We start from the raw sequence: 23,516 nt of genomic DNA on the forward strand, positions 1-23,516 counted from the left end.
GCGTGTCAGATGCGCTTGGCCTGAGCCGCTGCGTTGCCGATGTAATTGGCGGGCGTGAGCGTTTTCAGCTCGGCTTTCGCTTCGGCAGGCATGTCCAGGCCGTCGATGAAAGTTTGCAACGCTTGCGGGCTGATGCCCTTGCCGCGTGTCAGTTCTTTCAGTTTTTCGTACGGGTTTTCGATGTTGTAACGACGCATGACGGTCTGGATCGGCTCGGCCAGTACTTCCCAGCAGGCGTCCAGATCGGCGGCGATGCGCTGCTCGTTCAATTCCAGCTTGCCAATGCCCTTAAGGCTGGCTTCGTACGCAATCACGCTATGGGCAAAGCCAACGCCCAGGTTGCGCAGCACGGTGGAGTCGGTCAGGTCGCGCTGCCAGCGGGAGATCGGCAGCTTGCTTGCCAGGTGCTGGAACAGTGCGTTGGCAATGCCCAGGTTGCCTTCGGAGTTCTCGAAGTCGATCGGGTTGACCTTATGCGGCATGGTCGACGACCCGATTTCGCCTGCGATGGTGCGCTGCTTGAAGTAACCCAGGGAGATATAGCCCCAGATATCGCGGTCGAAATCAATCAGGATGGTATTGAAGCGCGCCACGGCATCGAACAGCTCGGCGATGTAGTCATGCGGCTCGATCTGGGTGGTGTAGGGGTTGAAGCCCAGGCCCAGTTCGTCTTCGATGAAGGCGCGTGCGTTGGCTTCCCAGTCGATGTCGGAGTAGGCCGACAGGTGCGCATTGTAGTTGCCGACGGCGCCGTTGATCTTGCCCAGCAGCGGTACGGCAGCGATCTGGGTGATCTGGCGTTCCAGGCGATAGACGACGTTCGCCAGTTCCTTGCCCAGTGTGGTCGGTGAGGCGGGCTGGCCGTGGGTGCGCGAGAGCATCGGCACATCGGCGAAGCGGATGGCCAGTTCACGAATGGAATCGGCGATCTGACGCATCAGCGGCAGCATGACGGTGTCACGGCCTTCACGCAGCATCAGGGCGTGGGACAGGTTGTTGATGTCCTCGCTGGTGCAGGCGAAATGGATGAACTCGCTGACCTTGTCCAGCTCGGGCAGCTTGGCGGCCTGTTCCTTGAGCAGGTACTCCACGGCTTTCACGTCGTGGTTGGTGGTGCGCTCGATCTCTTTCACACGCTCGGCGTGCTCTACCGAGAAGTCTTCGGCCAGCGTATTGAGGATGGCGTTGGCCTGAGCGGAGAACGCCGGGACTTCCGTGATCTGCGGGTGTGCCGCCAGGCGCTGGAGCCAGCGGACCTCAACCATCACACGAAAACGGATCAGACCGTATTCGCTGAAAATAGGGCGCAGGGCCTGGGTTTTGCCGGCGTAGCGGCCATCAACAGGGGAAACCGCGGTGAGCGAAGAAAGCTGCATGGGGTGCTCTCGGACAGTCGGGCAACGAAAAGGGGCGCGTATCATACATGAAAAATCAGTCCGACTGAGGCGGACTGACCAGCGTAGATCACACCGTGCCTGTGGTGGTGAGGGTCATTGTCGTGCGGCGGGTCAGCCGTGCAGCAATGGGTAGAGTTCTTTCAACAGCTTGCGTCGATTGAAGACCAACTGCCAGCGATGACCGCCAACTTGCCGCCACAAACGCGCGGAGCGAATCCCGGCCAGCAGCAGGGCGCGAATCTTCGACGCGTTGTTGGGTTGCTGCAGGTTGCGCATGTCGCCCTGTACCTGAATGCGTTGGCGCAGCGTGCTGAGCGTGTCCTGATACAGGGCGCCGGTGGCGGCGATGACGTTCTCATGGGCCACACCGAAATGCTCGGCCTGAGATTGAATGACCGGAATGCGCTTGCCGATCACCTCCAGCATGTCATCGCGCTTGGCCAGCTGGCGCTCCAGGCCCAGCATCGACAGGGCATAGCGCAGCGGCTCGCGTTGCAGGGTTGCAGGATCGCGTTCCAGGGCGCTGGCCATGGCGCGATAGCCTTCATGCAGGTTCAGGTCATCACCGCCGTACACGTCCAGCGTGTCTTTTGGGTCGACGACCAGCAGGCTGCCGATCATGCAGCTTATCGCGGCTTCGCTGACCTGGCCGGTCTTGGCGATCCGGTCGACCAGTACGGCAGCCTGGAACACGCCACCCAGGGCGATCAATTGTTCCTGAATCGGGGTCATCAACGCTTATCCTTGCTGGTCCAGGGTTCGGCCACTTCAATCACTCCGCCACCCAGGCAGATTTCGCCGTCGTAGAACACCACGGACTGTCCGGGCGTAACAGCGCGCTGTGGTTCGTCAAAAGTGGCGCGGTAGCCGTCGGCGGTTTTTTCCAGCGTGCAGCGCTGGTCGCCCTGGCGATAACGAACCTTGGCCGTCAGTGTGCGTGGGCTGCTCAGGTCGATGGGATTGACCCAATAGATTTCCGACGAGATCAGTGCCTGGGAGAACAGCCAGGGGTGATCGTTGCCTTGGCCGACGATGAGTTCGTTGTGCTCCAGATCCTTGACCAGTACGTACCAGGGATCATCGCTTGCGTCCTTGAGGCCGCCGATGCCCAGGCCCTGGCGCTGGCCGATGGTGTGGTACATCAGGCCGCTGTGGCGACCGATCACTTCACCTTCGGTGGTCTTGATCTCGCCGGGCTGGGCGGGCAGGTACTGGCGCAGGAAATCGGTGAAGCGGCGCTCGCCAATGAAGCAGATCCCGGTGGAGTCCTTTTTCTTGGCAGTCGCCAGGCCATGCCTTTCAGCGATGGCGCGCACTTCCGGCTTTTCCAGTTCGCCGACCGGAAACAGGGTTCTGGCGATCTGTTCGCCACCTACGGCATGCAGGAAGTAGCTCTGGTCTTTGTTCGGGTCCAGGCCCTTGAGCAGTTCGGTGCGCCCGTCAATATCGCGTCGGCGCACGTAGTGGCCTGTCGCAATCAGGTCGGCGCCCAGCATCAGGGCGTAATCAAGGAAGGCCTTGAACTTGATTTCCCGGTTACAAAGGATGTCCGGGTTGGGGGTGCGCCCGGCCTTGTACTCTTCCAGGAAGTGCTCGAACACATTGTCCCAGTATTCGGCCGCAAAGTTGGCGGTGTGCAGCTTGATGCCGATCTTGTCGCACACGGCCTGGGCGTCAGCCAGGTCTTCCCGGGCTGTGCAATATTCCGTTCCGTCGTCTTCTTCCCAGTTCTTCATGAACAAGCCTTCCACCTGATAACCCTGCTCCATGAGCAGTACGGCGGAAACGGAAGAGTCCACGCCGCCGGACATGCCGACGATGACGCGCTTCATTTCTGAGTTGGAGGGAGCTGGATCACGCATAGGGATTCAACGGGTGGCCTTGAAAAGGACGCGATTCTATCAGGCTGAGGGCGTCGAGTCTCACGCCTTGTCGCGCAGCAGGTCGAGACTGAAATGTTCGGCATTCAAATAGTCATCGATACAGCGCAGTACCAACTCGCTGCGCCAGCGATCCTGTTCAGCCAGTAGCTCGTCTCGTGTCAACCACACAGGGCCTACGATGCCCTCGTCAAGTCTGTAGTCGGGGTGATGGCGCAGTGCTTTTGCCGCAAAGCAGATCCGTTGATAGGTCACGCCATTACCGGGCGCGGTATAGAGGTAGATCCCCACCACGCTGGTCAGCTCGACATCCCAGCCGGTTTCTTCGAGCGTCTCGCGTACCGCTGCGCGTTGCAGGCTTTCGTTCGGGTCCAGATGGCCTGCGGGCTGATTGAGGACCGAGCGGCCGCCTTTGATTTCTTCGACGAACAGGAAGCGTCCCTGATCCTCGACAATGGTGGCGACTGTCACATGGGCTTGCCAACGCATAAAGGCTCCTTTGAAGAGGGAATGGTCTTTGCGCAATGAAAAAAGCCCCGGCGTTTAGGCCAGGGCTTTCACAGGGCAGCGCCTTCGAGCGCTGCCCGTTTGCCTCTTACAACGCGGCGATGGCTGCGTTCAAGGTTGCGCTAGGGCGCATGGCTTCGCTGGTCTTCTCGGCGTTTGCGTAGTAGTAGCCGCCGATTTCCACAGGCTTGCCTTGAACCGCTCCCAGCTCGGCAACGATTTTGTCTTCGTTGTCGGTCAGGGTCTTGGCCAGTGGCGTGAACTGCGCCTTGAGCGCTGCATCGTCATTCTGTGCCGCCAGTGCCTGTGCCCAGAACAGGGTCAGGTAGAAGTGGCTGCCACGGTTGTCGATGCCGCCAACCTTGCGCGAAGGCGACTTGTTGCGGTCCAGGAACTCGCCAGTGGCCTGGTCGAGGGTCTTGGACAGTACCAGCGCTTTCGGGTTGTTGTAGGCGTTACCCAGGTGCTCCAGGGAAGCCGCCAGTGCCAGGAACTCGCCCAGGGAGTCCCAGCGCAGGAAGTTTTCTTCCACGAACTGCTGAACGTGCTTCGGAGCCGAACCGCCAGCGCCGGTTTCGAACAGGCCGCCGCCATTCATCAGCGGCACGATCGACAGCATCTTGGCGCTGGTGCCCAGTTCCATGATCGGGAACAGGTCGGTCAGGTAGTCGCGCAGTACGTTGCCGGTCACCGAGATGGTGTCCTTGCCGGCGCGGGTGCGCTCCAGGGTCAGTTTCATGGCGTCGACCGGCGACAGGATCTGGATGTCCAGGCCCGAAGTGTCGTGGTCACGCAGGTAGTGACGTACTTTCTCGATCATTACGCTGTCATGCGCACGGGAGGCGTCGAGCCAGAAGATCGCCGGGGTATCGCTTGCGCGAGCGCGGTTGACTGCCAGTTTGACCCAGTCCTGAATCGGTGCGTCCTTGGCCTGGCACATGCGCCAGATATCGCCAGCCTCGACCTTCTGCTCCATCAGCAGCTTGCCCTGGCTGTCGGTCACACGGACCACGCCGTCGGTCTTGATCTGGAAAGTCTTGTCGTGCGAACCATACTCTTCGGCTTTCTGAGCCATCAGGCCAACGTTCGGTACGCTGCCCATGGTGGTCGGATCGAAGGCGCCGTTCTTCTTGCAGTCTTCGATCACCGCCTGGTAGATGGTGGCGTAGCAGCGGTCCGGGATCACGGCCTTGGCGTCGTGCAGCTGGCCATCGGTGCCCCACATCTTGCCGGAGTCACGGATCATGGCGGGCATGGAGGCGTCGACGATCACATCGCTCGGCACGTGCAGGTTGGTGATGCCCTTGTCGGAATTGACCATGGCCAGCTGTGGGCGCACGGCATAGACCGCGTCGATGTCAGCCTTGATTTCGGCCTGCTTGTCGGCGGGCAGGGCGCTGATGCGGTCGTACAGATCGCCAATGCCGTTGTTCAGGTTGAAGCCGATCTGCTTCAGCGTGTCAGCGTGTTTGGTCAGCGCGTCCTTGTAGAACTCGTCAACGATCTGGCCGAACATGATCGGATCGGAGATCTTCATCATGGTGGCTTTCAGGTGTACCGAGAACAGCACGCCTTGCTTTTTGGCGTCTTCGATTTCGGCGGCAATGAAGGTGCGCAGCGCTTTTGCACTCATCACCGAGCAATCGACGATTTCACCAGCCTTCACGGCGGTTTTTTCTTTCAGGACGGTGGTAGTGCCGTCTTGGGCGACCAGCTCGATCTTGACGGTGTTGTCGGCGTCGATCTGGGCAGCTTTTTCGCTGCCGTAGAAGTCACCGTTGCTCATGTGGGCAACGTGAGCCTTGGAGTCGGACGACCAGGTGCCCATCTTGTGCGGGTGCTTGCGAGCGTAGTTCTTGACCGACAGCGGCGCGCGGCGGTCAGAGTTGCCTTCACGCAGTACCGGGTTCACAGCGCTGCCCTTGATTTTATCGTAGCGGGCGCGGGTTTCTTTTTCGGCATCAGTGGAAGGCGCTTCAGGGTAGTCAGGAATGTTGAAACCCTGATCCTGAAGCTCCTTGATGGTGGCTTTCAGTTGTGGAACCGAAGCACTGATGTTGGGCAATTTGATGATGTTGGCTTCTGGCGTGGTGGCCAGTTTGCCGAGCTCGGCGAGATGATCCGGCACTTGTTGATCGGCGCCAAGCGACTCCGGGAAGCTGGAAAGAACGCGGCCTGCCAGGGAGATATCACGCGTTTCCACGTCGATATCGGAGGAGGCGGTGAACGCTTCGATAATGGGCAGCAGCGAATAGGTGGCGAGGGCCGGAGCTTCGTCGGTGAAGGTGTAGATGATCTTCGAGCGGTTGGACATTCGTATTAACTCTCTGTTTTGCTGAGCATGCACAAAATCTCGATACGCGCAGGGTATGCACTCTGCTCACAGTTCAGTCATGAGCCTGGATCGAGGTTTATTCGCGGTGATGTTGGGTGCATCAGTCGAGCGTCAAGCTGCCGGGCCGAGCTTCAGTCCGGCGCATTCGGAGGGCTGAGAGGTCTGTTTCAGACGGGTCAGCCCTTATGACTCTGCGGTCACGGCGCGCAGTATATCAAACCCTTGGCGCCAAGCATTAATGCTATGCGTGCTATCGAATGATGGATATTCGCCGTTGGTCGAACGAAACCGCTCTGGATCAATGCTTCCGGGTGTTTTTTCTTGAGTTTTGGGCGCTTTTCGAATTGGGGGGCGCAAGGGGGTGGATTGCGCTTGATGACTGACATGCCGAATGCAATCCGGAAAATCCGCCGCTGCAAGGAAGGGTCTTATGTGGCGTGGTTGCTGCGCTACACCTTATAGGCTGCGAGCTGCCAGCGCAGGCGGGTCTTGGAAGGTGGGTTGATGTTGCTGGCTGAAGTGATTCAGCGACACGCTTGGCGAGATCAAGTGGTAGGGCGGGTTCATCAAGGGCACCAACGGCGCAATCTCCGCTAAAACGGTGACCTATGATTTTGAGCGTTTGATGGAAGGCGCTACCTCGTTGTCCTTCTCGGCATTTGGCGACGCACTGGTCGCGCACATGTGAATTGTCGCAGCTCTTTCAGAACAGCCGGCTCAACTGGGGCCGAGCCGACTGTTTCCTATGGCTGGCGTTCGTGGTGGTTCGCCTTAAGCTGGCACATTGGAGGCTTTCTGAGCTGCATTCGAGCTCTCTGTCACGGCGCTGGTGCCTGTCGTGACGGTAGAGCTGTCGACAGATATGTCGACCGCATGCAAGCCCTTGGGGCCCTGGATAATCTCAAAGTTAACCGGCTGGCCCGCCTTGAGTGTTTTGTAACCGTCCATCTTGATAGCCGAATAATGAGCGAACAGATCCGTATCCTGGCCGTCGGCAAGGATAAATCCGTAGCCTTTTGCATTATTGAACCACTTGACCTTACCACTGAGCATAGCCATATCCCTCTGCAAAGGACTCCGTCTGGAGTATCATCCGTCCCAATCCGCCTGACCTAAAAAAATTTTGGTTGACTGCGCGGACCCTTTTTACCCAATGTGGGTTCTATTGTTTGTAACACCGTTTAGCTGATAGTCAAGGTCATGCGGCAGTCCATTTCAAAACCGGTCAGACTGCGACTCACGCTCAATCCGCCCTTTTACCGTGAACGTTTCTTTCCATGCATGCATTCAGCAAGATTCGACTAACATTCAATCAGGATGGTCCGCAGTCACACGAGGACGACTCGGCTGGCATCGCAGTGCAGGACGCCAAGCCGACCCTGCAGGCTCCACCTATGTACAAGGTGGTTTTATTTAACGATGACTACACCCCGATGGATTTCGTCGTTGAAGTGCTCGAGGTGTTTTTTAACCTGAATCGTGAGCTGGCCACCAAGGTCATGCTGGCCGTCCATACAGAGGGACGGGCAGTTTGCGGATTGTTTACCCGCGACATCGCCGAGACCAAGGCAATGCAGGTCAATCAATACGCCAGGGAGAGCCAGCATCCACTACTCTGTGAGATCGAGAAGGACGGTTAAACGCCGACCACTTGGGTATGAGGTGAAGCTATGTTAAACCGTGAGCTCGAAGTCACCCTCAATCTGGCCTTCAAGGAAGCTCGTTCAAAACGTCATGAGTTCATGACGGTCGAGCACCTCCTGCTGGCTTTATTGGATAACGAGGCTGCAGCCACTGTCTTGCGTGCCTGCGGCGCAAACCTCGATAAACTCAAGCATGATCTGCAGGAGTTTATCGACTCCACCACACCGCTGATCCCCGTCCATGACGAGGACCGTGAAACCCAGCCCACGCTAGGTTTTCAGCGCGTACTGCAACGTGCAGTCTTCCATGTTCAGAGCTCCGGCAAGCGTGAAGTGACCGGCGCCAACGTACTGGTCGCGATTTTCAGTGAGCAGGAAAGCCAGGCTGTGTTTCTGCTCAAGCAGCAGAGCGTTGCCCGGATTGATGTCGTCAATTACATCGCCCATGGTATTTCCAAGGTCCCAGGGCATGGCGAACACTCTTCTGAAGGTGAACAAGATATGCAGGACGACGAGGGTGGTGAAGCATCTTCCTCTGGCAATCCTCTGGATGCCTATGCCAGCAATCTGAACGAATTGGCGCGGCAGGGGCGCATTGATCCACTGGTGGGACGTGAGACGGAAGTCGAGCGCGTTGCGCAGATTCTGGCGCGTCGTCGCAAGAACAACCCTTTGCTGGTCGGAGAGGCGGGCGTCGGCAAGACGGCCATTGCCGAAGGTCTGGCCAAGCGTATTGTCGACAATCAGGTTCCTGATCTGTTGGCGAGCAGCGTGGTGTACTCACTTGATCTGGGTGCGTTGCTGGCTGGCACGAAATATCGCGGCGATTTCGAGAAGCGTTTCAAGGCGTTGCTCAATGAGCTGCGCAAACGTCCTCACGCCATTCTGTTCATCGACGAAATCCACACGATCATTGGTGCCGGCGCGGCGTCCGGTGGCGTCATGGATGCGTCGAATCTGCTCAAGCCGCTGTTGTCTTCGGGTGATATCCGTTGCATCGGTTCGACCACCTTCCAGGAATTTCGCGGCATTTTCGAGAAGGATCGGGCGCTGGCTCGTCGTTTCCAGAAAGTCGATGTGTCCGAGCCTTCGGTTGAAGACACCATTGGCATCCTGAGAGGGCTCAAGGGGCGTTTCGAACAGCATCACAGTATCGAGTACAGCGATGAGGCGTTGCGTGCCGCTGCCGAGCTTGCATCGCGCTACATCAATGATCGCCACATGCCAGACAAGGCGATTGACGTGATTGACGAGGCGGGTGCCTACCAGCGCCTGCAGCCGGTCGAGCAGCGCGTGAAGCGTATTGAAGTGCGTCACGTCGAGGACATCGTCGCCAGGATCGCGCGTATTCCCCCGAAACACGTCAACAGTTCCGACAAGGAGCTGCTGCGTAACCTGGAGCGCGACCTCAAGCTCACGGTGTTCGGTCAGGATGCAGCGATCGATTCGCTGTCCACCGCGATCAAGCTGTCCCGCGCTGGCCTCAAGTCGCCGGACAAGCCAGTCGGATCGTTCCTGTTTGCAGGCCCGACCGGTGTCGGCAAGACCGAAGCAGCTCGTCAGCTGGCCAAGGCGCTGGGCGTCGAACTGATTCGTTTCGATATGTCCGAGTACATGGAGCGGCATACCGTTTCACGTCTTATCGGTGCGCCTCCAGGCTATGTAGGTTTCGATCAGGGCGGGTTGCTGACCGAAGCCATCACCCGTCAGCCACATTGTGTGTTGCTGCTCGATGAAATCGAGAAGGCGCACCCTGAAGTGTTCAACCTGCTGTTGCAGGTGATGGACCACGGTACGCTGACTGATAACAACGGACGCAAGGCGGACTTCCGCAACGTCATTGTGATCATGACCACCAACGCCGGTGCTGAATCGGCGGCGCGGGCTTCGATCGGCTTCACGCATCAGGATCACTCGTCCGATGCGATGGAAGTGATCAAGAAGAGCTTCACGCCGGAGTTCCGCAACCGCCTGGACACCATCATCCAGTTTGGCCGTCTCAGCCACGAAGTCATCAAGAGCGTGGTCGACAAGTTCCTCACCGAGCTTCAGGCGCAACTGGAAGACAAGCGTGTTCTGCTCGAAGTCTCCGACGCGGCCAGAAGCTGGCTGGCGCAGGGCGGCTACGATGCGGCGATGGGAGCCCGTCCGATGGCGCGCCTGATTCAGGACAAGATCAAACGGCCGCTGGCCGAAGAGATCCTGTTCGGCGAATTGTCGGAGCACGGTGGCGTGGTTCATATCGACATCAAGGATGGCGAGATCACGTTCGACTTCGAAACCACGGCAGAAATGGCGTGATGTAGTTGTAGAGGGCGCTGCGTCCGGGAACGGCCGCAGCGCCTGAGCGTGCTGAGTATCCTGCACAAACAAAAACGCCCGGCATGTGCCGGGCGTTTTTGTTGATGCCTGATTAACGAGCGCGGTAGGTGATACGCCCTTTACTCAAGTCATAGGGCGTCAACTCTACACGCACCTTGTCACCGGTCAGAATACGGATGTAGTTCTTGCGCATCTTGCCGGAGATATGCGCGGTTACGACGTGCCCGTTTTCCAACTCCACGCGAAACATGGTGTTGGGCAGGGTGTCGACGACAGTGCCTTCCATTTCGAAGCTGTCTTCTTTCGACATGCAGTAAAGCCCTCGGTATACAAATGAGTGGCCCGGTGCAAGTGGCGCCAGGCAAAAGCGGCGTGCATTGTGCCCGAAAAAACCTGTTTAAGCCAAGGGGTTCAATACAGAGTGACCCATCTTTGATTGGTCAGCAGCTCGATAGGGCGATATTGGGTCTTGTAATTCATCTTTTTGCAGTTCTTTATCCAGTACCCCAGATACACCGCGTGCATCTGAAGTCTGGCGGCTTCGGCGATCTGCCACAAGATTGCGTATCGCCCCAGACTGCGGCGCTCCTCGTCCGGTTCGTAAAAGGTATAGACCGCAGAAAGGCCGTTGGGCAGCAGGTCGGTGACAGCGACTGCCAGCAGGCGCTCATCGACGCGAAATTCGTAAAAACGCGAAAATGGCAGATCGCGTACCAGAAATGTCGAAAACTGGTCGCGACTGGGTGGAAACATGTCCCCATCCGCGTGCCGCTCTTCGATATAACGCCTGTAAAGCTCGAAATATTCCTGAGTGAAGGCCGGCTTGGTGCTGCGTACCTGAATGTCAGCGTTGCGCTTGAGAATCCGCTTTTGCTGTCTGTCGGGTACAAAAAGGTTCACGGGAATACGCGCAGGCACGCAGGCGCTGCAATTCTGACAATGAGGACGGTACAGGTGATCGCCGCTGCGCCGAAAGCCCATGTCCGACAGGTCTGCGTAAACCTGCACGTCCATGGGTTGGCTGGGATCCAGAAACAGGGTAGTCGCCTGCTCTTCAGGCAGGTAACTGCAGGTATGGGGTTGAGTGGCATAAAACTTAAGCCGCGCCAGCTCGGTCATGATCGCCCCCTTGTCAGAAAATCCATAGGTATGAGTGTATGCCAGCCTGTCAAACTCGCCTAGGCAACCAGTCGGCGTTAGTCGGGCTATCCAGGTGCCTGTTCAGGTAGTCGGCAAACATCTGGCGGGGAATAGAGCGTGCTCCGAAGCTGTGCAGGTGCTCAGTGGGCATCTGGCAGTCGATCAGAACGAATCCCCAGGCCTGCAGGCGTTCGACCAGTGTGGCGAATCCGACCTTCGAGGCGTTGTCTGCACGGCTGAACATGGATTCCCCGAAGAACAGTTGCCCCATTGCCAGGCCGTACAGTCCGCCCACCAATGATTCTCCCTCCCAGACCTCTACGCTGTGCGCATGGCCGCGCCGATGAAGTTCAAGGTAGGCGTCCTGCATCGACGTCGTGATCCAGGTTTCGTTGGCGTAGCTGCGCGGTGCCGCGCAGGCCTGTATGACCGCCGCAAAATCCTTGTCGAACGTCACGGTATAACGAGCCTGGCGTAAGGTTTTGCTCAGGCTGCGCGACACATGCAGCTCCTCTGGCAGCAGAACGGTGCGCGGGTCCGGCGACCACCACAGGATCGGCTGGCCCTCTTGGAACCATGGAAAGCAACCGTGGCGATAGGCACGGATCAGTCGGTCGGCGGACAGGTCGCCGCCCGCCGCCAGCAAGCCGTTGGGCTCGCGCAGCGCTTTGTCCAGTGGTGGGAAGTCGAGGCTGTTGCGTTGCAGCCAGGTCAGCATGGCATCACGGCTTTGCGGAAGGGGAGGGCGCACGTCTGGCATGCGTGCAACTCTGGGCGGCAAATGCGGTCACAAGCGATCGTCATGATGGTACGTACCTGTGGTGTTCGATAGGGCGCGCATGCGAAGGGCGGTTTTGGAACATCGGGTTGTACCCGGTTGTTTGAATCATGTCATAAGCCTTTGTCACACAACAGAATGCATGCTCAAATTGAACGTGATCAGCAATGCTTGAAAATTATCGGCGTCTGCGCAAGGTTATTGTGCGGTGTGAAACCGGTTCAGAGAGTTTTCGTACAGACCTTGCGGCTCTCAAGGCCGTACAATGCCGATATTGCGCATTATCATCAAACGGCTTTCAATCAGGCGTTCCAGATAGCTGCCAGCCTTTGCTCACCAAGGCCCAGCCGTTACCTTTGCGCAGTTGTTCAAAGTCAATCAACGAGATGTTCGCGCTCCAGCGCAGGAAATAAAGCGTTTTGAAGAAATCCACACCAGCACCCAGCGCTGTTCCGCTTTGGCGGCAGCAATTACATTATCGACTCAAAGAAGGCGCCCTGATCGCCTTTGGTGCCCTGTGCCTGTACCTGATGATGGCGCTGTTGACCTACGATCAGAGCGATCCCGGCTGGAGCCATACCAGCAGCGCCTCGCAGGTCCAGAACGCTGCCGGTCGTGCCGGGGCGTTCTGTGCTGACATCCTGTTCATGGTGCTGGGCTACTTTGCTTATATTTTTCCGTTGCTGCTGGCGATCAAGGCCTGGCAGGTCTTTCGCCATCGTCACGAACCGTGGCAGTGGAGCGGCTGGCTGTTTTCCTGGCGCCTGATCGGACTGGTTTTCCTGGTGCTGGCGGGTGCGGCGCTGGCGCACATCCATTTCCATTTTTCGGCAGGTTTCCCGGGTTCCGCAGGTGGTGTGCTCGGCGAGGTGCTGGGCGATCTGGCCAAGAAGGCACTGAATATCCAGGGCAGCACCTTGCTGTTCATTGCCCTGTTCCTGTTCGGTCTTACCGTGTTCACTGACCTCTCCTGGTTCAAGGTCATGGACGTGACCGGCAAGATCACGCTGGACCTGTTCGAGCTGTTCCAGGGCGCGGCCAATCGCTGGTGGACGGCACGTGCCGAGCGCAAGCAGATGGTGGCGCAACTGCGCGAAGTCGATATGCGGGTCAACGATGTTGTTGCACCCGTGGCCCCCGACCGCCGCGAGCAGGCCAAGGCCCGCGAGCGTCTGATCGAGCGCGAGGAGTCCCTGAGCAAGCACATGACCGAGCGCGAAAAGCATGTGCCTGCGGTGATCGCTCCTGCGCCGTCTCGTCCACCTGAGCCAAGCAAGCGTGTGCAGAAGGAAAAGCAGGCGCCGTTGTTCGTCGACAGCGCGGTGGAAGGCACATTGCCGCCTATTTCAATTCTCGATCCGGCAGAAAAGAAGCAGCTCAATTACTCGCCTGAGTCGCTGGCGGCTGTCGGGCATCTGCTGGAAATCAAGCTCAAGGAATTTGGCGTCGAAGTGTCGGTGGATTCCATCCATCCGGGGCCGGTGATTACGCGTTACGAGATCCAGCCAGCCGCTGGCGTCAAGGTCAGTCGTATCTCCAACCTGGCCAAGGACCTTGCGCGCTCGCTGGCCGTGACCAGCGTACGAGTGGTCGAAGTGATTCCAGGCAAGACCACGGTCGGCATCGAGATTCCCAACGAGGACCGCCAGATCGTGCGTTTCTCGGAAGTGCTGTCCACGCCTGAATACGACAACGCCAAGTCTCCTGTGACGCTGGCGCTCGGCCATGATATTGGCGGCAAGCCGGTCATCACCGATCTGGCGAAGATGCCGCACCTGCTCGTGGCGGGTACTACAGGTTCCGGTAAGTCGGTGGGCGTGAACGCGATGATCCTTTCGATCCTGTTCAAGTCCGGTCCGGACGACGCCAAGCTGATCATGATCGACCCGAAGATGCTTGAATTGTCGATCTACGAAGGTATTCCACATCTGCTCTGTCCGGTGGTGACCGACATGAAGGACGCTGCCAACGCCTTGCGCTGGAGCGTCGCGGAGATGGAGCGTCGCTACAAGTTGATGGCCAAGATGGGCGTGCGTAACCTGTCGGGCTTCAACCAGAAGGTCAAGGATGCTCAGGATGCCGGAGAGCCTTTGGCGGATCCGCTGTACAAGCGCGAGAGCATTCATGACGAAGCGCCGCTGCTGACCAAGTTGCCAACCATCGTGGTGGTGGTGGACGAGTTCGCGGACATGATGATGATCGTCGGCAAGAAGGTCGAAGAACTCATCGCCCGTATTGCCCAGAAAGCACGTGCTGCCGGTATTCACCTGATCCTCGCGACCCAGCGGCCGTCGGTGGACGTGATCACTGGCCTGATCAAGGCCAACATTCCGACACGCATGGCGTTTCAGGTATCGAGCAAGATCGATTCGCGGACCATCATCGACCAGGGTGGTGCCGAGCAACTGTTGGGCCACGGCGACATGCTCTACATGCCACCCGGCACCAGCCTGCCGATTCGTGTGCACGGTGCTTTCGTTTCCGACGAGGAAGTGCACCGCGTGGTAGAAGCATGGAAACTGCGCGGCACGCCGGACTACAACGACGACATTCTGGCGGGTGTCGAAGAGGCGGGCAGTGGTTTTGAAGGCGGTGGTGGTGATAGTGAAGACAGCGAAAGTGATGCGCTTTACGACGAGGCCGTCAAATTCGTTCTCGAAAGCCGCCGTGCATCGATCTCCGCTGTGCAGCGCAAGCTCAAGATCGGCTACAACCGCGCTGCCCGCATGATCGAGGCGATGGAAATGGCCGGTGTCGTGACCTCCATGAACACCAATGGCTCGCGCGAGGTCATCGCTCCCGGCCCCATGCGCGACTGATTAAAACGTTACAGACTGCATCGACAGCGGGTTCTGCTCGCTGTCGTTCCATCCAATGACTGCAAAGAGGAATTCCATGCGTCTTATCCGCATCCTGTTGGCAACCGCTCTGACCTTTTCCGTGATTCCCGCCCATGCCGACAGCAAGGATGTGGCACGCCTGACTCAGTTGCTGGAAAATTCCCGTACGCTGACGGCACGCTTTTCCCAGTTGACGCTGGATGGCAGTGGCACCCAGTTGCAGGAAACAACCGGCGAGATGGCGCTGCAGCGTCCTGGCCTGTTCAACTGGCATACCGACGCGCCTCAGGAACAGCTGATGGTGTCGGATGGCAAGAAGGTTTCGCTCTGGGACCCGGATCTTGAGCAGGTCACTATCAAGACCCTGGATCAGCGCCTGACCCAGACGCCGGCGCTGCTGCTGTCCGGTGATGTGTCGAAAATCAGCGAAAGCTTCGATATCACCGCCAAGGAAGCCGGTGGCGTGATCGACTTCGTGCTCAAGCCCAAGACCAAGGACACGCTGTTCGATAGCCTGCGTCTGTCGTTTCGTAATGGCATCATCAACGATATGCAATTGATCGACAGCGTGGGCCAGCGAACCAATATCCTGTTCACTGGCGTCAAGGCCAATGAGTCGATTGCCGCCAGCAAGTTTCAGTTCCAGATACCCAAGGGTGCTGATGTCATTCAAGAGTAAGAAGGCCTGATTCCTGACCATGGACCTGTTTAGCCGCGAACCTATTGCCCAGCCACTGGCAGCCCGCCTGCGTGCGACCAACCTGGATGAGTATGTCGGTCAGGAGCACGTGTTGGCTCATGGCAAGCCGCTGCGTGAGGCGCTGGAGCAGGGCGCTCTGCATTCCATGATCTTCTGGGGGCCGCCCGGCGTCGGCAAGACGACGCTCGCCCGGCTGCTGGCCAAGGTTTCGGACGCACACTTTGAAACGGTGTCGGCCGTGCTGGCCGGTGTGAAGGAAATTCGCCAGGCCGTCGAGGTCGCCAAGCAACAGGCCGGTCAATACGGTCGGCGCACGATCCTGTTCGTTGACGAGGTGCATCGTTTCAACAAATCGCAGCAGGATGCGTTCCTGCCGTACGTTGAAGACGGCACACTGATTTTCATCGGTGCGACCACCGAGAACCCATCGTTCGAGCTCAACAACGCGTTGCTGTCACGGGCGCGTGTCTACGTGCTCAAGAGTCTGGACGAAACCGCGCTGCGCAAGCTGGTGCATCGTGCGTTGACAGAGGATCGCGGCCTTGGTCAACGTCAACTGACCCTGAGCGATGAAGGCTTTGCCATTCTGATGGCGGCGGCTGACGGCGACGGTCGGCGCATGCTCAACCTGCTCGAAAACGCTTCCGATCTGGCAGAAGATGGCAGCGAGATCGGCACCGAACTGCTGCAAAGCCTGCTGGGTGACAGTCGGCGTCGTTTCGACAAGGGCGGCGAAGCGTTCTATGACCAGATATCGGCGCTGCACAAATCGATTCGCGGTTCCAACCCGGATGCAGCGTTGTACTGGTTCGCCCGCATGATCGATGGTGGTTGTGACCCGCTTTACCTGGCGCGTCGTGTAGTGCGTATGGCCAGTGAAGACATTGGTAATGCCGATCCCCGCGCTTTGCCTCTGTGCATGTCCGCGTGGGACGTGCAGGAGCGCCTTGGCAGTCCGGAAGGCGAGTTGGCGGTTGCTCAGGCGATTGTCTATCTGGCCTGTGCTGCGAAGAGCAACGCGGTGTATACGGCGTTCAAGGCCGCCATGCGCGAAGCCTCTGAACACGGTTCGCTCGAGGTGCCGTTGCATCTGCGCAATGCGCCGACCAAGCTGATGAAACAGCTCGGCTACGGTGAAGAATATCGTTACGCCCACGACGAACCGGATGCGTATGCTGCCGGCGAAGACTACTTCCCCGATGAGCTGGAACCGCGTCAGTATTACCAGCCGGTGCCTCGCGGCCTGGAACTCAAGATCGGCGAAAAACTCAGGCATCTGAGCGCCCTGGACGAAGCAAGCCCTCGCAAGCGGAGAAAGTAGTGATTCAGACCATTCTTGCGGTGTCGATTGCCGGTATCGCTGGTACATTATTGCGCTTTGCCGCAGGCACATGGGTCAGTGCTAACTGGCCGCGGTATTTCTACACCGCGACGCTGGCAGTCAATATCGTCGGATGCCTGATCATAGGCGTGCTGTACGGTCTGTTTCTGCTGCGTCCTGAAGTGCCCATCGAAATTCGGGCCGGCCTGATCGTCGGCTTTGTAGGGGGTCTGACGACCTTTTCATCCTTTTCACTGGATACGCTGCGCCTGCTGGAAAGCGGGCAACTGCCACTGGCCCTGGGCTATGCCGGTATCAGCGTGTTCGGCGGGCTGCTCGCAACCTGGGTTGGCCTGTCCCTGACCAGACTTTGATAGACGAGAGAACGATATGCTCGATTCCAAACTGTTACGTACTCAACTTCAGGACGTAGCGGATCGCCTGGCTTCCCGTGGTTTTACACTGGACGTGGCCCGTATTGAAGCGCTGGAAGCCCAGCGCAAGGTTGTGCAGACCCGCACCGAACAGTTGCAGGCCGAGCGTAACGCCCGTTCCAAGTCCATCGGTCAGGCCAAGCAACGCGGCGAAGACATTGCGCCGTTGATGGCCGACGTCGAGCGCATGGGCAACGAACTCAGTGAGGGCAAGGTCGAGCTGGACGGCATTCAGGCCGAGCTCGACGCTCTGGTGCTCAATATCCCGAACCTGCCGCACGAATCGGTGCCCGTTGGTGCCGATGAAGAGGGCAACGTCGAGGTGAGCACCTGGGGCACGCCGACCCGCTTCGATTTCGAGGTCAAGGACCACGTTGCGCTGGGCGAACAGTACGGCTGGCTGGATTTTGAAACCGCCGCCAAGCTGTCCGGTGCGCGTTTTGCGCTGCTGCGTGGTCCTATCGCGCGCCTGCACCGCGCTCTGGCGCAGTTCATGATCAACCTGCACATCAACGAGCATGGCTACGAAGAGGCTTACACGCCTTATCTGGTCCAGGCACCTGCCTTGCAGGGCACCGGTCAGTTGCCGAAGTTCGAAGAAGACCTGTTCAAGATTTCCCGCGAAGGCGAAGCGGATCTGTATTTGATCCCGACCGCTGAAGTGTCGCTGACCAACATCGTGTCCGGCGAGATTCTGGACGCCAAACAGCTGCCTTTGAAGTTCGTCGCCCACACGCCGTGCTTCCGCAGTGAAGCGGGCGCATCGGGTCGTGACACCCGTGGCATGATTCGCCAGCATCAATTCGACAAGGTCGAGATGGTGCAGATCGTCGCGCCGGATGAGTCCATGGCCGCGCTCGAATCGCTGACCGGCAACGCCGAACGTGTTCTGCAATTGCTTGAGCTGCCTTATCGCAAACTGGCCTTGTGCACCGGCGACATGGGTTTCAGTGCCGTGAAGACCTACGACCTTGAAGTCTGGATTCCGAGCCAGGACAAGTACCGTGAAATCTCTTCGTGCTCCAACTGCGGGGATTTCCAGGCGCGTCGCATGCAGGCTCGCTGGCGCAACCCGGAAACGGGCAAGCCGGAGCTGGTGCACACGCTGAACGGTTCCGGGCTGGCAGTGGGTCGTACGCTGGTAGCGGTTCTGGAGAACTACCAGCAGGCAGACGGTTCGATTCGTGTGCCGGAAGTTCTCAAGCCCTACATGGGCGGCCTTGAGGTCATCGGTTAAATGGAATTCCTGCCGCTGTTCCATAACCTGCGTGGCAGCCGAGTGCTGGTGGTCGGCGGCGGTGAGATTGCCTTGCGCAAATCCCGGCTGATCTTCGAGGCGGGCGCTGTCATCCGGGTCGTCGCACCGGAAATCGAGAGTCAGTTACGCGAGCTTGTTGTCCAGAGCGGCGGTGAGCTGATTCTGCGTGGCTACCACGCAGATGATCTTGAAGGCTGCGTGCTGATTATTGCTGCAACCGACGACGAGCCGCTTAACGCCCAGGTCTCTGAGGATGCCCGGTCACGTTGTGTGCCGGTCAACGTGGTGGATGCGCCTGCACTGTGCACGGTGATCTTCCCGGCCATCGTCGACCGCTCGCCGCTGGTCATTGCCGTGTCCAGCGGTGGCGATGCGCCCGTACTGGCGCGACTGATCCGCGCGAAGCTGGAAACCTGGATTCCGTCAACCTACGGGCAATTGGCAGGCCTTGCGGCGCGCTTTCGTCATCAGGTCAAATGCCTGTTTCCAAACGTGCAGCAGCGTCGTGCTTTCTGGGAAGATGTTTTTCAGGGTGCCATTGCCGATCGGCAGCTGGCCGGGCAGGGTGCCGAGGCTGAGCGCCTGCTGATCGCCAAGATTGCAGGCGAACCGCCACCGGAAACCGGAGAGGTGTATTTGGTAGGTGCTGGTCCCGGCGATCCGGATCTGCTGACGTTCAAGGCACTTCGCCTGATGCAGCAAGCGGATGTGGTGCTGTATGACCGTCTGGTGGCGCCGACCATTCTTGATCTGTGCCGTCGCGATGCCGAGCGGGTCTACGTCGGCAAGCGTCGCTCCGAACACGCCGTGCCTCAGGATCAGATCAACAAACAGTTGGTCGACCTGGCCAAACAAGGTAAGCGTGTGGTTCGCCTGAAAGGCGGTGATCCGTTTATCTTCGGCCGGGGTGGTGAGGAAATCGAAGAGCTGGCCGCGCATGGCATTCCGTTTCAGGTGGTGCCAGGTATCACGGCCGCCAGTGGTTGCGCGGCGTACGCCGGTATTCCGCTGACTCACCGCGATCATGCGCAATCGGTACGTTTTATCACCGGGCACCTTAAGAATGGCACGACGGATCTGCCGTGGTCCGATCTGGTAGCTCCAGCGCAAACCCTGGTGTTTTATATGGGTTTGATCGGTTTGCCGGTTATTTGCGAACAACTGATCAAGCATGGTCGTTCGGCAGATACGCCAGCGGCACTGGTTCAGCAGGGCACCACGACCAATCAGCGCGTGTTCACGGGTACGCTGGCCAATCTGCCACAAATGGTCGCGGAGCATGAAGTGCATGCGCCGACGCTGGTGATCATTGGCGAAGTGGTTCAGTTGCGAGAAAAGCTGGCCTGGTTTGAAGGCAATCAGGCAAGCGTCTGATGTCGGTTAACGGATAGCCCGTTCGGGCTATCCGTCTTTCTTTGCATTCCCTTACTTTTTCCAGACGCCCATGCCGGACAGCCGTTCGCGATCATGGCTGGCCTCAAGATTCAGTGCCGGACCTTTGGGGATGATCCCGGTGGGGTTGATCGTGCGATGGCTCGCGTAATAGTGACCCTTGATGTGCTCAAAGTTCACGGTTTCAGCGATCCCCGGCCACTGGTACATTTCGCGCAACCAATTGCTGAGGTTCGGATAATCGGCGATTCGTCGCTGGTTGCATTTGAAATGGCTGTAATAGACCGCATCGAAGCGCACGATGGTCGTGAACAGTCGCACATCGGCTTCGGTCAGGTGTTCGCCTGCCAGATAACGCTTTTCTCCCAGCAGATTTTCCAGCTCGTCCAGCTCGGCGAATACATCGTCGAACGCTTCTTCATAAGCCTGCTGCGAGGTCGCGAAGCCTGCGCGATACACGCCGTTATTGACCGCCGGATAGATGCGTTCGTTGAGTTCGTCGATGGTCGCCTGCAGCGCTGACGGGTAGAAATCCAGGCGGTTGCCGGTCAGTTCGTCGAACGCCGAGTTGAACATGCGGATGATCTCCGCCGACTCGTTGCTGACGATGCGCTGTTGCTGTTTGTCCCACAATACCGGCACGGTGACCCGGCCTGTGTAGTGAGGGTCGTCAGCGGTATAGCGCTGATGCAGAAAGGTGAGGTTGTCGAGGGCATCACCGCTGGAGCCCTTTTGCTGATCGAAGGTCCAGCCATTTTCCAGCATTAGCCAGCTGACTATCGAGACATCGATCAGACTTTCCAGGCCTTTTAGCGTGCGAAGAATCAGAGTGCGGTGTGCCCATGGGCAGGCGAGGGAGACATATAAATGGTAGCGGCCTGCTTGCGCCACGAAACCGCCTTCGCCTGACGGTCCCGGTGTGCCGTCGGCTGTGACCCAGCTACGACGCTGAGCATTTTCACGTTGAAACGCACCGTCTTTACTGCTTTCGTACCACTGGTCATGCCAGCGTCCTTCGACCAGAAGGCCCATGTCTGACTCCCCATTTCTGAATATGTGAGATTTGGAGGTCAGTCTAGAGGCATCGGTTCGACCTAAAAGCGCAAATTGTGACCGATCATCATCGATAAAGCCGATCGGTCACAGATTCTTGTCGCGACGCTCCCAGAATATTTGGGCTTGCGCAAACGCTTCATCACGCGCCATACCGAGACCGCGCAATGCCAGCGCCATGGTCGAGATCAGCGCCAGTTGCGGATAGCTGTCTTCAAGCTCGCCACGCCACAGAGCGACCAGCTGCGCGGGCTCAAGCGTGGCCGGTTTGACGTGACGACGAGGGGAAAGGGCGGGCCATTCCTCATCCCACGGCTGCCCGCCGGTGGTACCGTACAGATGGCTGATGGTGTCCGGGTTGATCTCGATCTCACCGCCATCGCCCTTGACTACGATAGCGTTGTCGCCCAGAAGACTGCTCGCGTCGCGATGCACGCTCTGATAGCCGGGATGGAAGATGCTTTGCAGACCGCAGCGCGCTTGCAGCGGATTGAGAATGCGCGCCAGCGAATGGATGGGAGAGCGCAGACCCAGCGTGTTACGCAGGTCGATCATGCGTTGCAATTGTGGCGCCCAGTCAGCGAGCGGGATGAATGCCAGGTTGCCCTGTGCCATCGCCGTTTCGACTGACGACCAGTTGCGGCACAGTGAAATGTCCAGCAAGCCCAGCAGTTGCTCGGTGTACAGCCGCCCGGCGGTGTGGGCGCCGCCGCCGTGCAGCAGTATTTTGATGCCGTTCTGGGACAGGCATTTGGCAGCCAGCAAGTACCATGGCAGGTGGCGTTTCTTGCCTGCGTACGTTGGCCAATCGATATCGATCTGTATCGGCGGCGCGTTGAGGCGTTCGCGTACGGCTTCGGTGAAACCTGCCAGCTCCTCCGGGCTTTCTTCCTTATGACGTAGCAGCATCAGGAAGGCGCCAAGCTGGGTGTCCTCGACCTTCTCATCGAGCACCATGCCCATGGCCTCGCGCGCTTCTTCGCGCGTCAGGTTGCGTGCGCCACGCTTGCCCTTGCCCAGAATGCGCACGAACGGCGCGAAGGGGTGTTCTGCAGGGGTTTCAGTCACAAGTGGGGCGTAGTCATTCATATGCAATTGGTCGGTTTGGGCAGGCCCGCCAGCTTGGCGGCGAGTTTGGCGGGAGTGCCGTTGAACAGGCGATTGAGGTGCAAGCTGTTGCCTTTTTCGGCACCCAGTTTCAATGCGGTGTATTTGATCAGCGGGCGGGTCGCGGGAGATAGCTGAAACTCTGCATAGAACGCGCGCAACAGTTCAAGAACCTCGACATGCTCGGCCGTCAATGTCAGGCCTTCTGCGTCCGCCAGCGCATGCGCGACGTCCATGGACCAGTCATTGAGGTCTTGCAGGAATCCGTCCTTGTCGAGTTCCAGCATGCGGTCGGCGACCATCAATTGTTTCATAGCCAGGTGTTCACTTTGTCAAAACGGGTCGACAGCTCGACGAAGCCCTCGTAATCCACGCTGACGATTCCGGCAGGTAACTCAAGGTTGCGCGCCAGAAGGTCTTCATCGAGCACGTAAAGCGATTCAAGGTTTGCCTGTTGCAGCCTGTCCAGCACTGCGCTGGACGGCATTAGCGCGTAAGCAGCGTCACCACACAGCAGAATGCCGTCGTCGTCGCCCAGCAGGCGCAGGCAGCTGTCCAGCCGGTTGTCAGTGAAGGGCGAGTGGGAAATAACGTGCAACGTGCTCATCAGAGTGTAATCACCTGGTCATAGCGCTCGAACAACGCCGAAAGCTCGGGCTGGGCGGTCAGCAACTGGATGTCTTCGTCCAGATCATCGCGGGATATGCCGCGTTCAGCGAGGCTGAGCGCGCAGGCATAAAGGTCTTCGACGCCGAACATCGGCAGTGCTTTAAGGTTAGCGCTCAGGTCTTTCTGTTGCAGGGCTTGCGCATTTTGTTGCGGCAACAGTTGCAACACGCCGTCATCCAGAAACAGCAGGCCGACGGGCAGATCGAACGCTCCGCCTGCCAGCACGATATCCAGCGCTTCGCGAGCACCGGGGCCGGACCAGGGCGACTGGCGACTCACAATCAATAGTGATTTGGGCATTTCAAGGCCCTCCGAAACAGATCAGGCGGTCTGCCGATTGCACAGCATCGTGCAATTGCCCAAGCCCTGATAATTCCCAGGGCGCCAGCAGGTTGGCCGCAGGGCGCTGATAACGTTCGGCCTCTTCCGGATTCAACACGCCACGGCGCAAGGCGGCGGCGATACAGACCACGCCGTCCAGCTGGTGCTCGACAATGAAGTCGCGCCATTGCCTTGGCAGGTCCTGTTCGTCCTGAGGCATGACGGTATTGGCCGACGCGCTGTGGACGCCATCCTGATAGAAGAACAGCCGGACAATCTCATGCCCGCCCGCCAGCACCGCCTGCGCAAACAGCAGCGCACGCCGGGAAGAGGGCACATGGCCTGCGGAAAATAGGGAGATGGCGAATTTCATTGTCGGCTCTGCCAGCAAAACATGCGCAATGATAAAGAATTCGAGG

23 protein-coding genes and 1 pseudogene are annotated in these 23,516 nt (G+C 58.5%); 9 read left to right on the top strand and 15 right to left on the bottom strand.

Annotated features, from left to right (window positions below):
- Nucleotides 1-5: 5 nt before the first annotated feature.
- From purB to H8S56_RS17320, 5 genes are all read right to left on the bottom strand, one after another.
- On the bottom strand, nucleotides 6-1,376 hold the full coding sequence (gene purB, locus H8S56_RS17300; RefSeq protein WP_187519301.1) for an adenylosuccinate lyase: 1,371 nt from the start codon (nucleotides 1,374-1,376) through the stop codon (nucleotides 6-8).
- A gap of 132 nt (nucleotides 1,377-1,508) precedes the next feature.
- The gene (gene hflD, locus H8S56_RS17305) at nucleotides 1,509-2,129 is read right to left on the bottom strand and encodes a high frequency lysogenization protein HflD (RefSeq protein ID WP_024685534.1); all 621 of its coding nucleotides are present in this window, start codon (nucleotides 2,127-2,129) and stop codon (nucleotides 1,509-1,511) included.
- Nucleotides 2,129-3,259, bottom strand: coding sequence for a tRNA 2-thiouridine(34) synthase MnmA (mnmA, locus tag H8S56_RS17310; protein WP_024685535.1), 1,131 nt, complete (start codon nucleotides 3,257-3,259; stop codon nucleotides 2,129-2,131). The genes hflD and mnmA overlap by 1 nt, the downstream gene beginning before the upstream one ends.
- A gap of 60 nt (nucleotides 3,260-3,319) precedes the next feature.
- A complete protein-coding gene (locus H8S56_RS17315; RefSeq protein WP_187519302.1) occupies nucleotides 3,320-3,766 on the bottom strand; it encodes an NUDIX hydrolase in 447 nt (148 codons plus the stop codon).
- A 106-nt stretch (nucleotides 3,767-3,872) separates the two neighbouring features.
- On the bottom strand, nucleotides 3,873-6,098 hold the full coding sequence (locus tag H8S56_RS17320; RefSeq protein WP_024685537.1) for an NADP-dependent isocitrate dehydrogenase: 2,226 nt from the start codon (nucleotides 6,096-6,098) through the stop codon (nucleotides 3,873-3,875).
- 504 nt (nucleotides 6,099-6,602) lie between these two features.
- On the opposite strand from H8S56_RS17320, the pseudogene H8S56_RS24555 reads away from it, so the two are divergent.
- Nucleotides 6,603-6,807: pseudogene (locus H8S56_RS24555) on the top strand (NADP-dependent isocitrate dehydrogenase); the annotation flags it as partial.
- Nucleotides 6,808-6,890: 83 nt separating this feature from the next.
- Here H8S56_RS24555 and cspD read toward each other — a convergent pair.
- The gene (gene cspD, locus H8S56_RS17325) at nucleotides 6,891-7,172 is read right to left on the bottom strand and encodes a cold shock domain-containing protein CspD (protein WP_024685539.1); all 282 of its coding nucleotides are present in this window, start codon (nucleotides 7,170-7,172) and stop codon (nucleotides 6,891-6,893) included.
- A gap of 224 nt (nucleotides 7,173-7,396) precedes the next feature.
- Between cspD and clpS the strand changes: the two genes are divergently transcribed.
- The gene (gene clpS / locus H8S56_RS17330; protein ID WP_004884680.1) at nucleotides 7,397-7,759 is read left to right on the top strand and encodes an ATP-dependent Clp protease adapter ClpS; all 363 of its coding nucleotides are present in this window, start codon (nucleotides 7,397-7,399) and stop codon (nucleotides 7,757-7,759) included.
- Nucleotides 7,760-7,789: 30 nt separating this feature from the next.
- Complete coding sequence (clpA, locus tag H8S56_RS17335) at nucleotides 7,790-10,063, top strand: ATP-dependent Clp protease ATP-binding subunit ClpA (protein ID WP_187519303.1); 2,274 nt, start codon at nucleotides 7,790-7,792, stop codon at nucleotides 10,061-10,063.
- A gap of 112 nt (nucleotides 10,064-10,175) precedes the next feature.
- Here clpA and infA read toward each other — a convergent pair whose 3' ends face one another.
- The 3 genes from infA to aat all read right to left on the bottom strand — a co-directional run bounded on the left by infA (nucleotide 10,176) and on the right by aat (nucleotide 11,942).
- Nucleotides 10,176-10,394, bottom strand: a complete 219-nt coding sequence (gene infA / locus H8S56_RS17340) for a translation initiation factor IF-1 (protein WP_002553999.1) — start codon at nucleotides 10,392-10,394, stop codon at nucleotides 10,176-10,178.
- Nucleotides 10,395-10,495: 101 nt separating this feature from the next.
- Nucleotides 10,496-11,203: an arginyltransferase gene (locus H8S56_RS17345; protein WP_024694507.1), complete on the bottom strand. Its 708-nt coding sequence runs from the start codon at nucleotides 11,201-11,203 to the stop codon at nucleotides 10,496-10,498.
- Between the two features lie 49 nt (nucleotides 11,204-11,252).
- Nucleotides 11,253-11,942, bottom strand: coding sequence for a leucyl/phenylalanyl-tRNA--protein transferase (gene aat, locus H8S56_RS17350; protein ID WP_024685542.1), 690 nt, complete (start codon nucleotides 11,940-11,942; stop codon nucleotides 11,253-11,255).
- 479 nt (nucleotides 11,943-12,421) lie between these two features.
- On the opposite strand from aat, the gene ftsK reads away from it, so the two are divergent.
- The 6 genes from ftsK (at nucleotide 12,422) to cysG (ending at nucleotide 19,929) form a co-directional block, all read left to right on the top strand.
- Nucleotides 12,422-14,821: a DNA translocase FtsK gene (gene ftsK / locus H8S56_RS17355; RefSeq protein ID WP_024685543.1), complete on the top strand. Its 2,400-nt coding sequence runs from the start codon at nucleotides 12,422-12,424 to the stop codon at nucleotides 14,819-14,821.
- 76 nt (nucleotides 14,822-14,897) lie between these two features.
- Nucleotides 14,898-15,521, top strand: a complete 624-nt coding sequence (gene lolA / locus H8S56_RS17360) for an outer membrane lipoprotein chaperone LolA (RefSeq protein ID WP_024685544.1) — start codon at nucleotides 14,898-14,900, stop codon at nucleotides 15,519-15,521.
- Nucleotides 15,522-15,540: 19 nt separating this feature from the next.
- Nucleotides 15,541-16,863 (top strand): replication-associated recombination protein A, encoded by a 1,323-nt coding sequence (locus H8S56_RS17365; protein WP_024685545.1) that lies wholly within the window; start codon nucleotides 15,541-15,543, stop codon nucleotides 16,861-16,863.
- Nucleotides 16,863-17,237 (top strand): fluoride efflux transporter CrcB, encoded by a 375-nt coding sequence (gene crcB, locus H8S56_RS17370; RefSeq protein WP_024685546.1) that lies wholly within the window; start codon nucleotides 16,863-16,865, stop codon nucleotides 17,235-17,237. Before H8S56_RS17365 ends, crcB begins: the two co-directional genes overlap by 1 nt.
- Before the next feature lie 16 nt (nucleotides 17,238-17,253).
- On the top strand, nucleotides 17,254-18,534 hold the full coding sequence (serS, locus tag H8S56_RS17375) for a serine--tRNA ligase (protein WP_024685547.1): 1,281 nt from the start codon (nucleotides 17,254-17,256) through the stop codon (nucleotides 18,532-18,534).
- The gene (cysG, locus tag H8S56_RS17380) at nucleotides 18,535-19,929 is read left to right on the top strand and encodes a siroheme synthase CysG (RefSeq protein WP_187519304.1); all 1,395 of its coding nucleotides are present in this window, start codon (nucleotides 18,535-18,537) and stop codon (nucleotides 19,927-19,929) included. It abuts the gene before it with no gap.
- Nucleotides 19,930-19,980: 51 nt separating this feature from the next.
- Here cysG and H8S56_RS17385 read toward each other — a convergent pair whose 3' ends face one another.
- The 6 genes from H8S56_RS17385 to tusD form a co-directional block, all read right to left on the bottom strand.
- The gene (locus H8S56_RS17385) at nucleotides 19,981-20,979 is read right to left on the bottom strand and encodes a glutathione S-transferase family protein (RefSeq protein WP_187519305.1); all 999 of its coding nucleotides are present in this window, start codon (nucleotides 20,977-20,979) and stop codon (nucleotides 19,981-19,983) included.
- Nucleotides 20,980-21,087: 108 nt separating this feature from the next.
- The gene (locus tag H8S56_RS17390) at nucleotides 21,088-22,089 is read right to left on the bottom strand and encodes a glycosyl transferase family protein (RefSeq protein ID WP_024685550.1); all 1,002 of its coding nucleotides are present in this window, start codon (nucleotides 22,087-22,089) and stop codon (nucleotides 21,088-21,090) included.
- Nucleotides 22,086-22,421: a TusE/DsrC/DsvC family sulfur relay protein gene (locus tag H8S56_RS17395; protein ID WP_187519306.1), complete on the bottom strand. Its 336-nt coding sequence runs from the start codon at nucleotides 22,419-22,421 to the stop codon at nucleotides 22,086-22,088. Before H8S56_RS17395 ends, H8S56_RS17390 begins: the two co-directional genes overlap by 4 nt.
- A complete protein-coding gene (gene tusB, locus H8S56_RS17400) occupies nucleotides 22,418-22,714 on the bottom strand; it encodes a sulfurtransferase complex subunit TusB (protein WP_187519307.1) in 297 nt (98 codons plus the stop codon). Before tusB ends, H8S56_RS17395 begins: the two co-directional genes overlap by 4 nt.
- Entirely contained in the window at nucleotides 22,714-23,076 is a 363-nt protein-coding gene (gene tusC / locus H8S56_RS17405) for a sulfurtransferase complex subunit TusC (protein WP_187519308.1), read from the bottom strand. Before tusC ends, tusB begins: the two co-directional genes overlap by 1 nt.
- 1 nt (nucleotide 23,077) lies before the next feature.
- On the bottom strand, nucleotides 23,078-23,470 hold the full coding sequence (gene tusD, locus H8S56_RS17410; protein ID WP_187519309.1) for a sulfurtransferase complex subunit TusD: 393 nt from the start codon (nucleotides 23,468-23,470) through the stop codon (nucleotides 23,078-23,080).
- Nucleotides 23,471-23,516 lie beyond the last annotated feature (46 nt).

The organism is Pseudomonas triticifolii, from assembly GCF_014358015.1.
Taxonomy (GTDB): domain Bacteria; phylum Pseudomonadota; class Gammaproteobacteria; order Pseudomonadales; family Pseudomonadaceae; genus Aquipseudomonas; species Aquipseudomonas triticifolii.

Excerpts from the sequence above, each read along its gene's own strand:
- serS (WP_024685547.1), top strand. The coding sequence starts at position 17,254 with ATGCTCGATTCCAAACTGTTACGTACTCAACTTCAGGACGTAGCGGAT.
- infA (WP_002553999.1), bottom strand. The coding sequence starts at position 10,394 with ATGTCGAAAGAAGACAGCTTCGAAATGGAAGGCACTGTCGTCGACACC.
- clpA (WP_187519303.1), top strand. The coding sequence starts at position 7,790 with ATGTTAAACCGTGAGCTCGAAGTCACCCTCAATCTGGCCTTCAAGGAA.
- H8S56_RS17385 (WP_187519305.1), bottom strand. The coding sequence starts at position 20,979 with ATGGGCCTTCTGGTCGAAGGACGCTGGCATGACCAGTGGTACGAAAGC.
- cspD (WP_024685539.1), bottom strand. The coding sequence starts at position 7,172 with ATGCTCAGTGGTAAGGTCAAGTGGTTCAATAATGCAAAAGGCTACGGA.
- H8S56_RS17315 (WP_187519302.1), bottom strand. The coding sequence starts at position 3,766 with ATGCGTTGGCAAGCCCATGTGACAGTCGCCACCATTGTCGAGGATCAG.
- hflD (WP_024685534.1), bottom strand. The coding sequence starts at position 2,129 with ATGACCCCGATTCAGGAACAATTGATCGCCCTGGGTGGCGTGTTCCAG.
- aat (WP_024685542.1), bottom strand. The coding sequence starts at position 11,942 with ATGCTGACCTGGCTGCAACGCAACAGCCTCGACTTCCCACCACTGGAC.
- tusD (WP_187519309.1), bottom strand. The coding sequence starts at position 23,470 with ATGAAATTCGCCATCTCCCTATTTTCCGCAGGCCATGTGCCCTCTTCC.
- H8S56_RS17365 (WP_024685545.1), top strand. The coding sequence starts at position 15,541 with ATGGACCTGTTTAGCCGCGAACCTATTGCCCAGCCACTGGCAGCCCGC.
- H8S56_RS17345 (WP_024694507.1), bottom strand. The coding sequence starts at position 11,203 with ATGACCGAGCTGGCGCGGCTTAAGTTTTATGCCACTCAACCCCATACC.
- H8S56_RS17320 (WP_024685537.1), bottom strand. The coding sequence starts at position 6,098 with ATGTCCAACCGCTCGAAGATCATCTACACCTTCACCGACGAAGCTCCG.
- purB (WP_187519301.1), bottom strand. The coding sequence starts at position 1,376 with ATGCAGCTTTCTTCGCTCACCGCGGTTTCCCCTGTTGATGGCCGCTAC.
- tusB (WP_187519307.1), bottom strand. The coding sequence starts at position 22,714 with ATGAGCACGTTGCACGTTATTTCCCACTCGCCCTTCACTGACAACCGG.
- lolA (WP_024685544.1), top strand. The coding sequence starts at position 14,898 with ATGCGTCTTATCCGCATCCTGTTGGCAACCGCTCTGACCTTTTCCGTG.
- cysG (WP_187519304.1), top strand. The coding sequence starts at position 18,535 with ATGGAATTCCTGCCGCTGTTCCATAACCTGCGTGGCAGCCGAGTGCTG.
- clpS (WP_004884680.1), top strand. The coding sequence starts at position 7,397 with ATGCATGCATTCAGCAAGATTCGACTAACATTCAATCAGGATGGTCCG.
- tusC (WP_187519308.1), bottom strand. The coding sequence starts at position 23,076 with ATGCCCAAATCACTATTGATTGTGAGTCGCCAGTCGCCCTGGTCCGGC.
- H8S56_RS17395 (WP_187519306.1), bottom strand. The coding sequence starts at position 22,421 with ATGAAACAATTGATGGTCGCCGACCGCATGCTGGAACTCGACAAGGAC.
- mnmA (WP_024685535.1), bottom strand. The coding sequence starts at position 3,259 with ATGCGTGATCCAGCTCCCTCCAACTCAGAAATGAAGCGCGTCATCGTC.
- H8S56_RS17390 (WP_024685550.1), bottom strand. The coding sequence starts at position 22,089 with ATGAATGACTACGCCCCACTTGTGACTGAAACCCCTGCAGAACACCCC.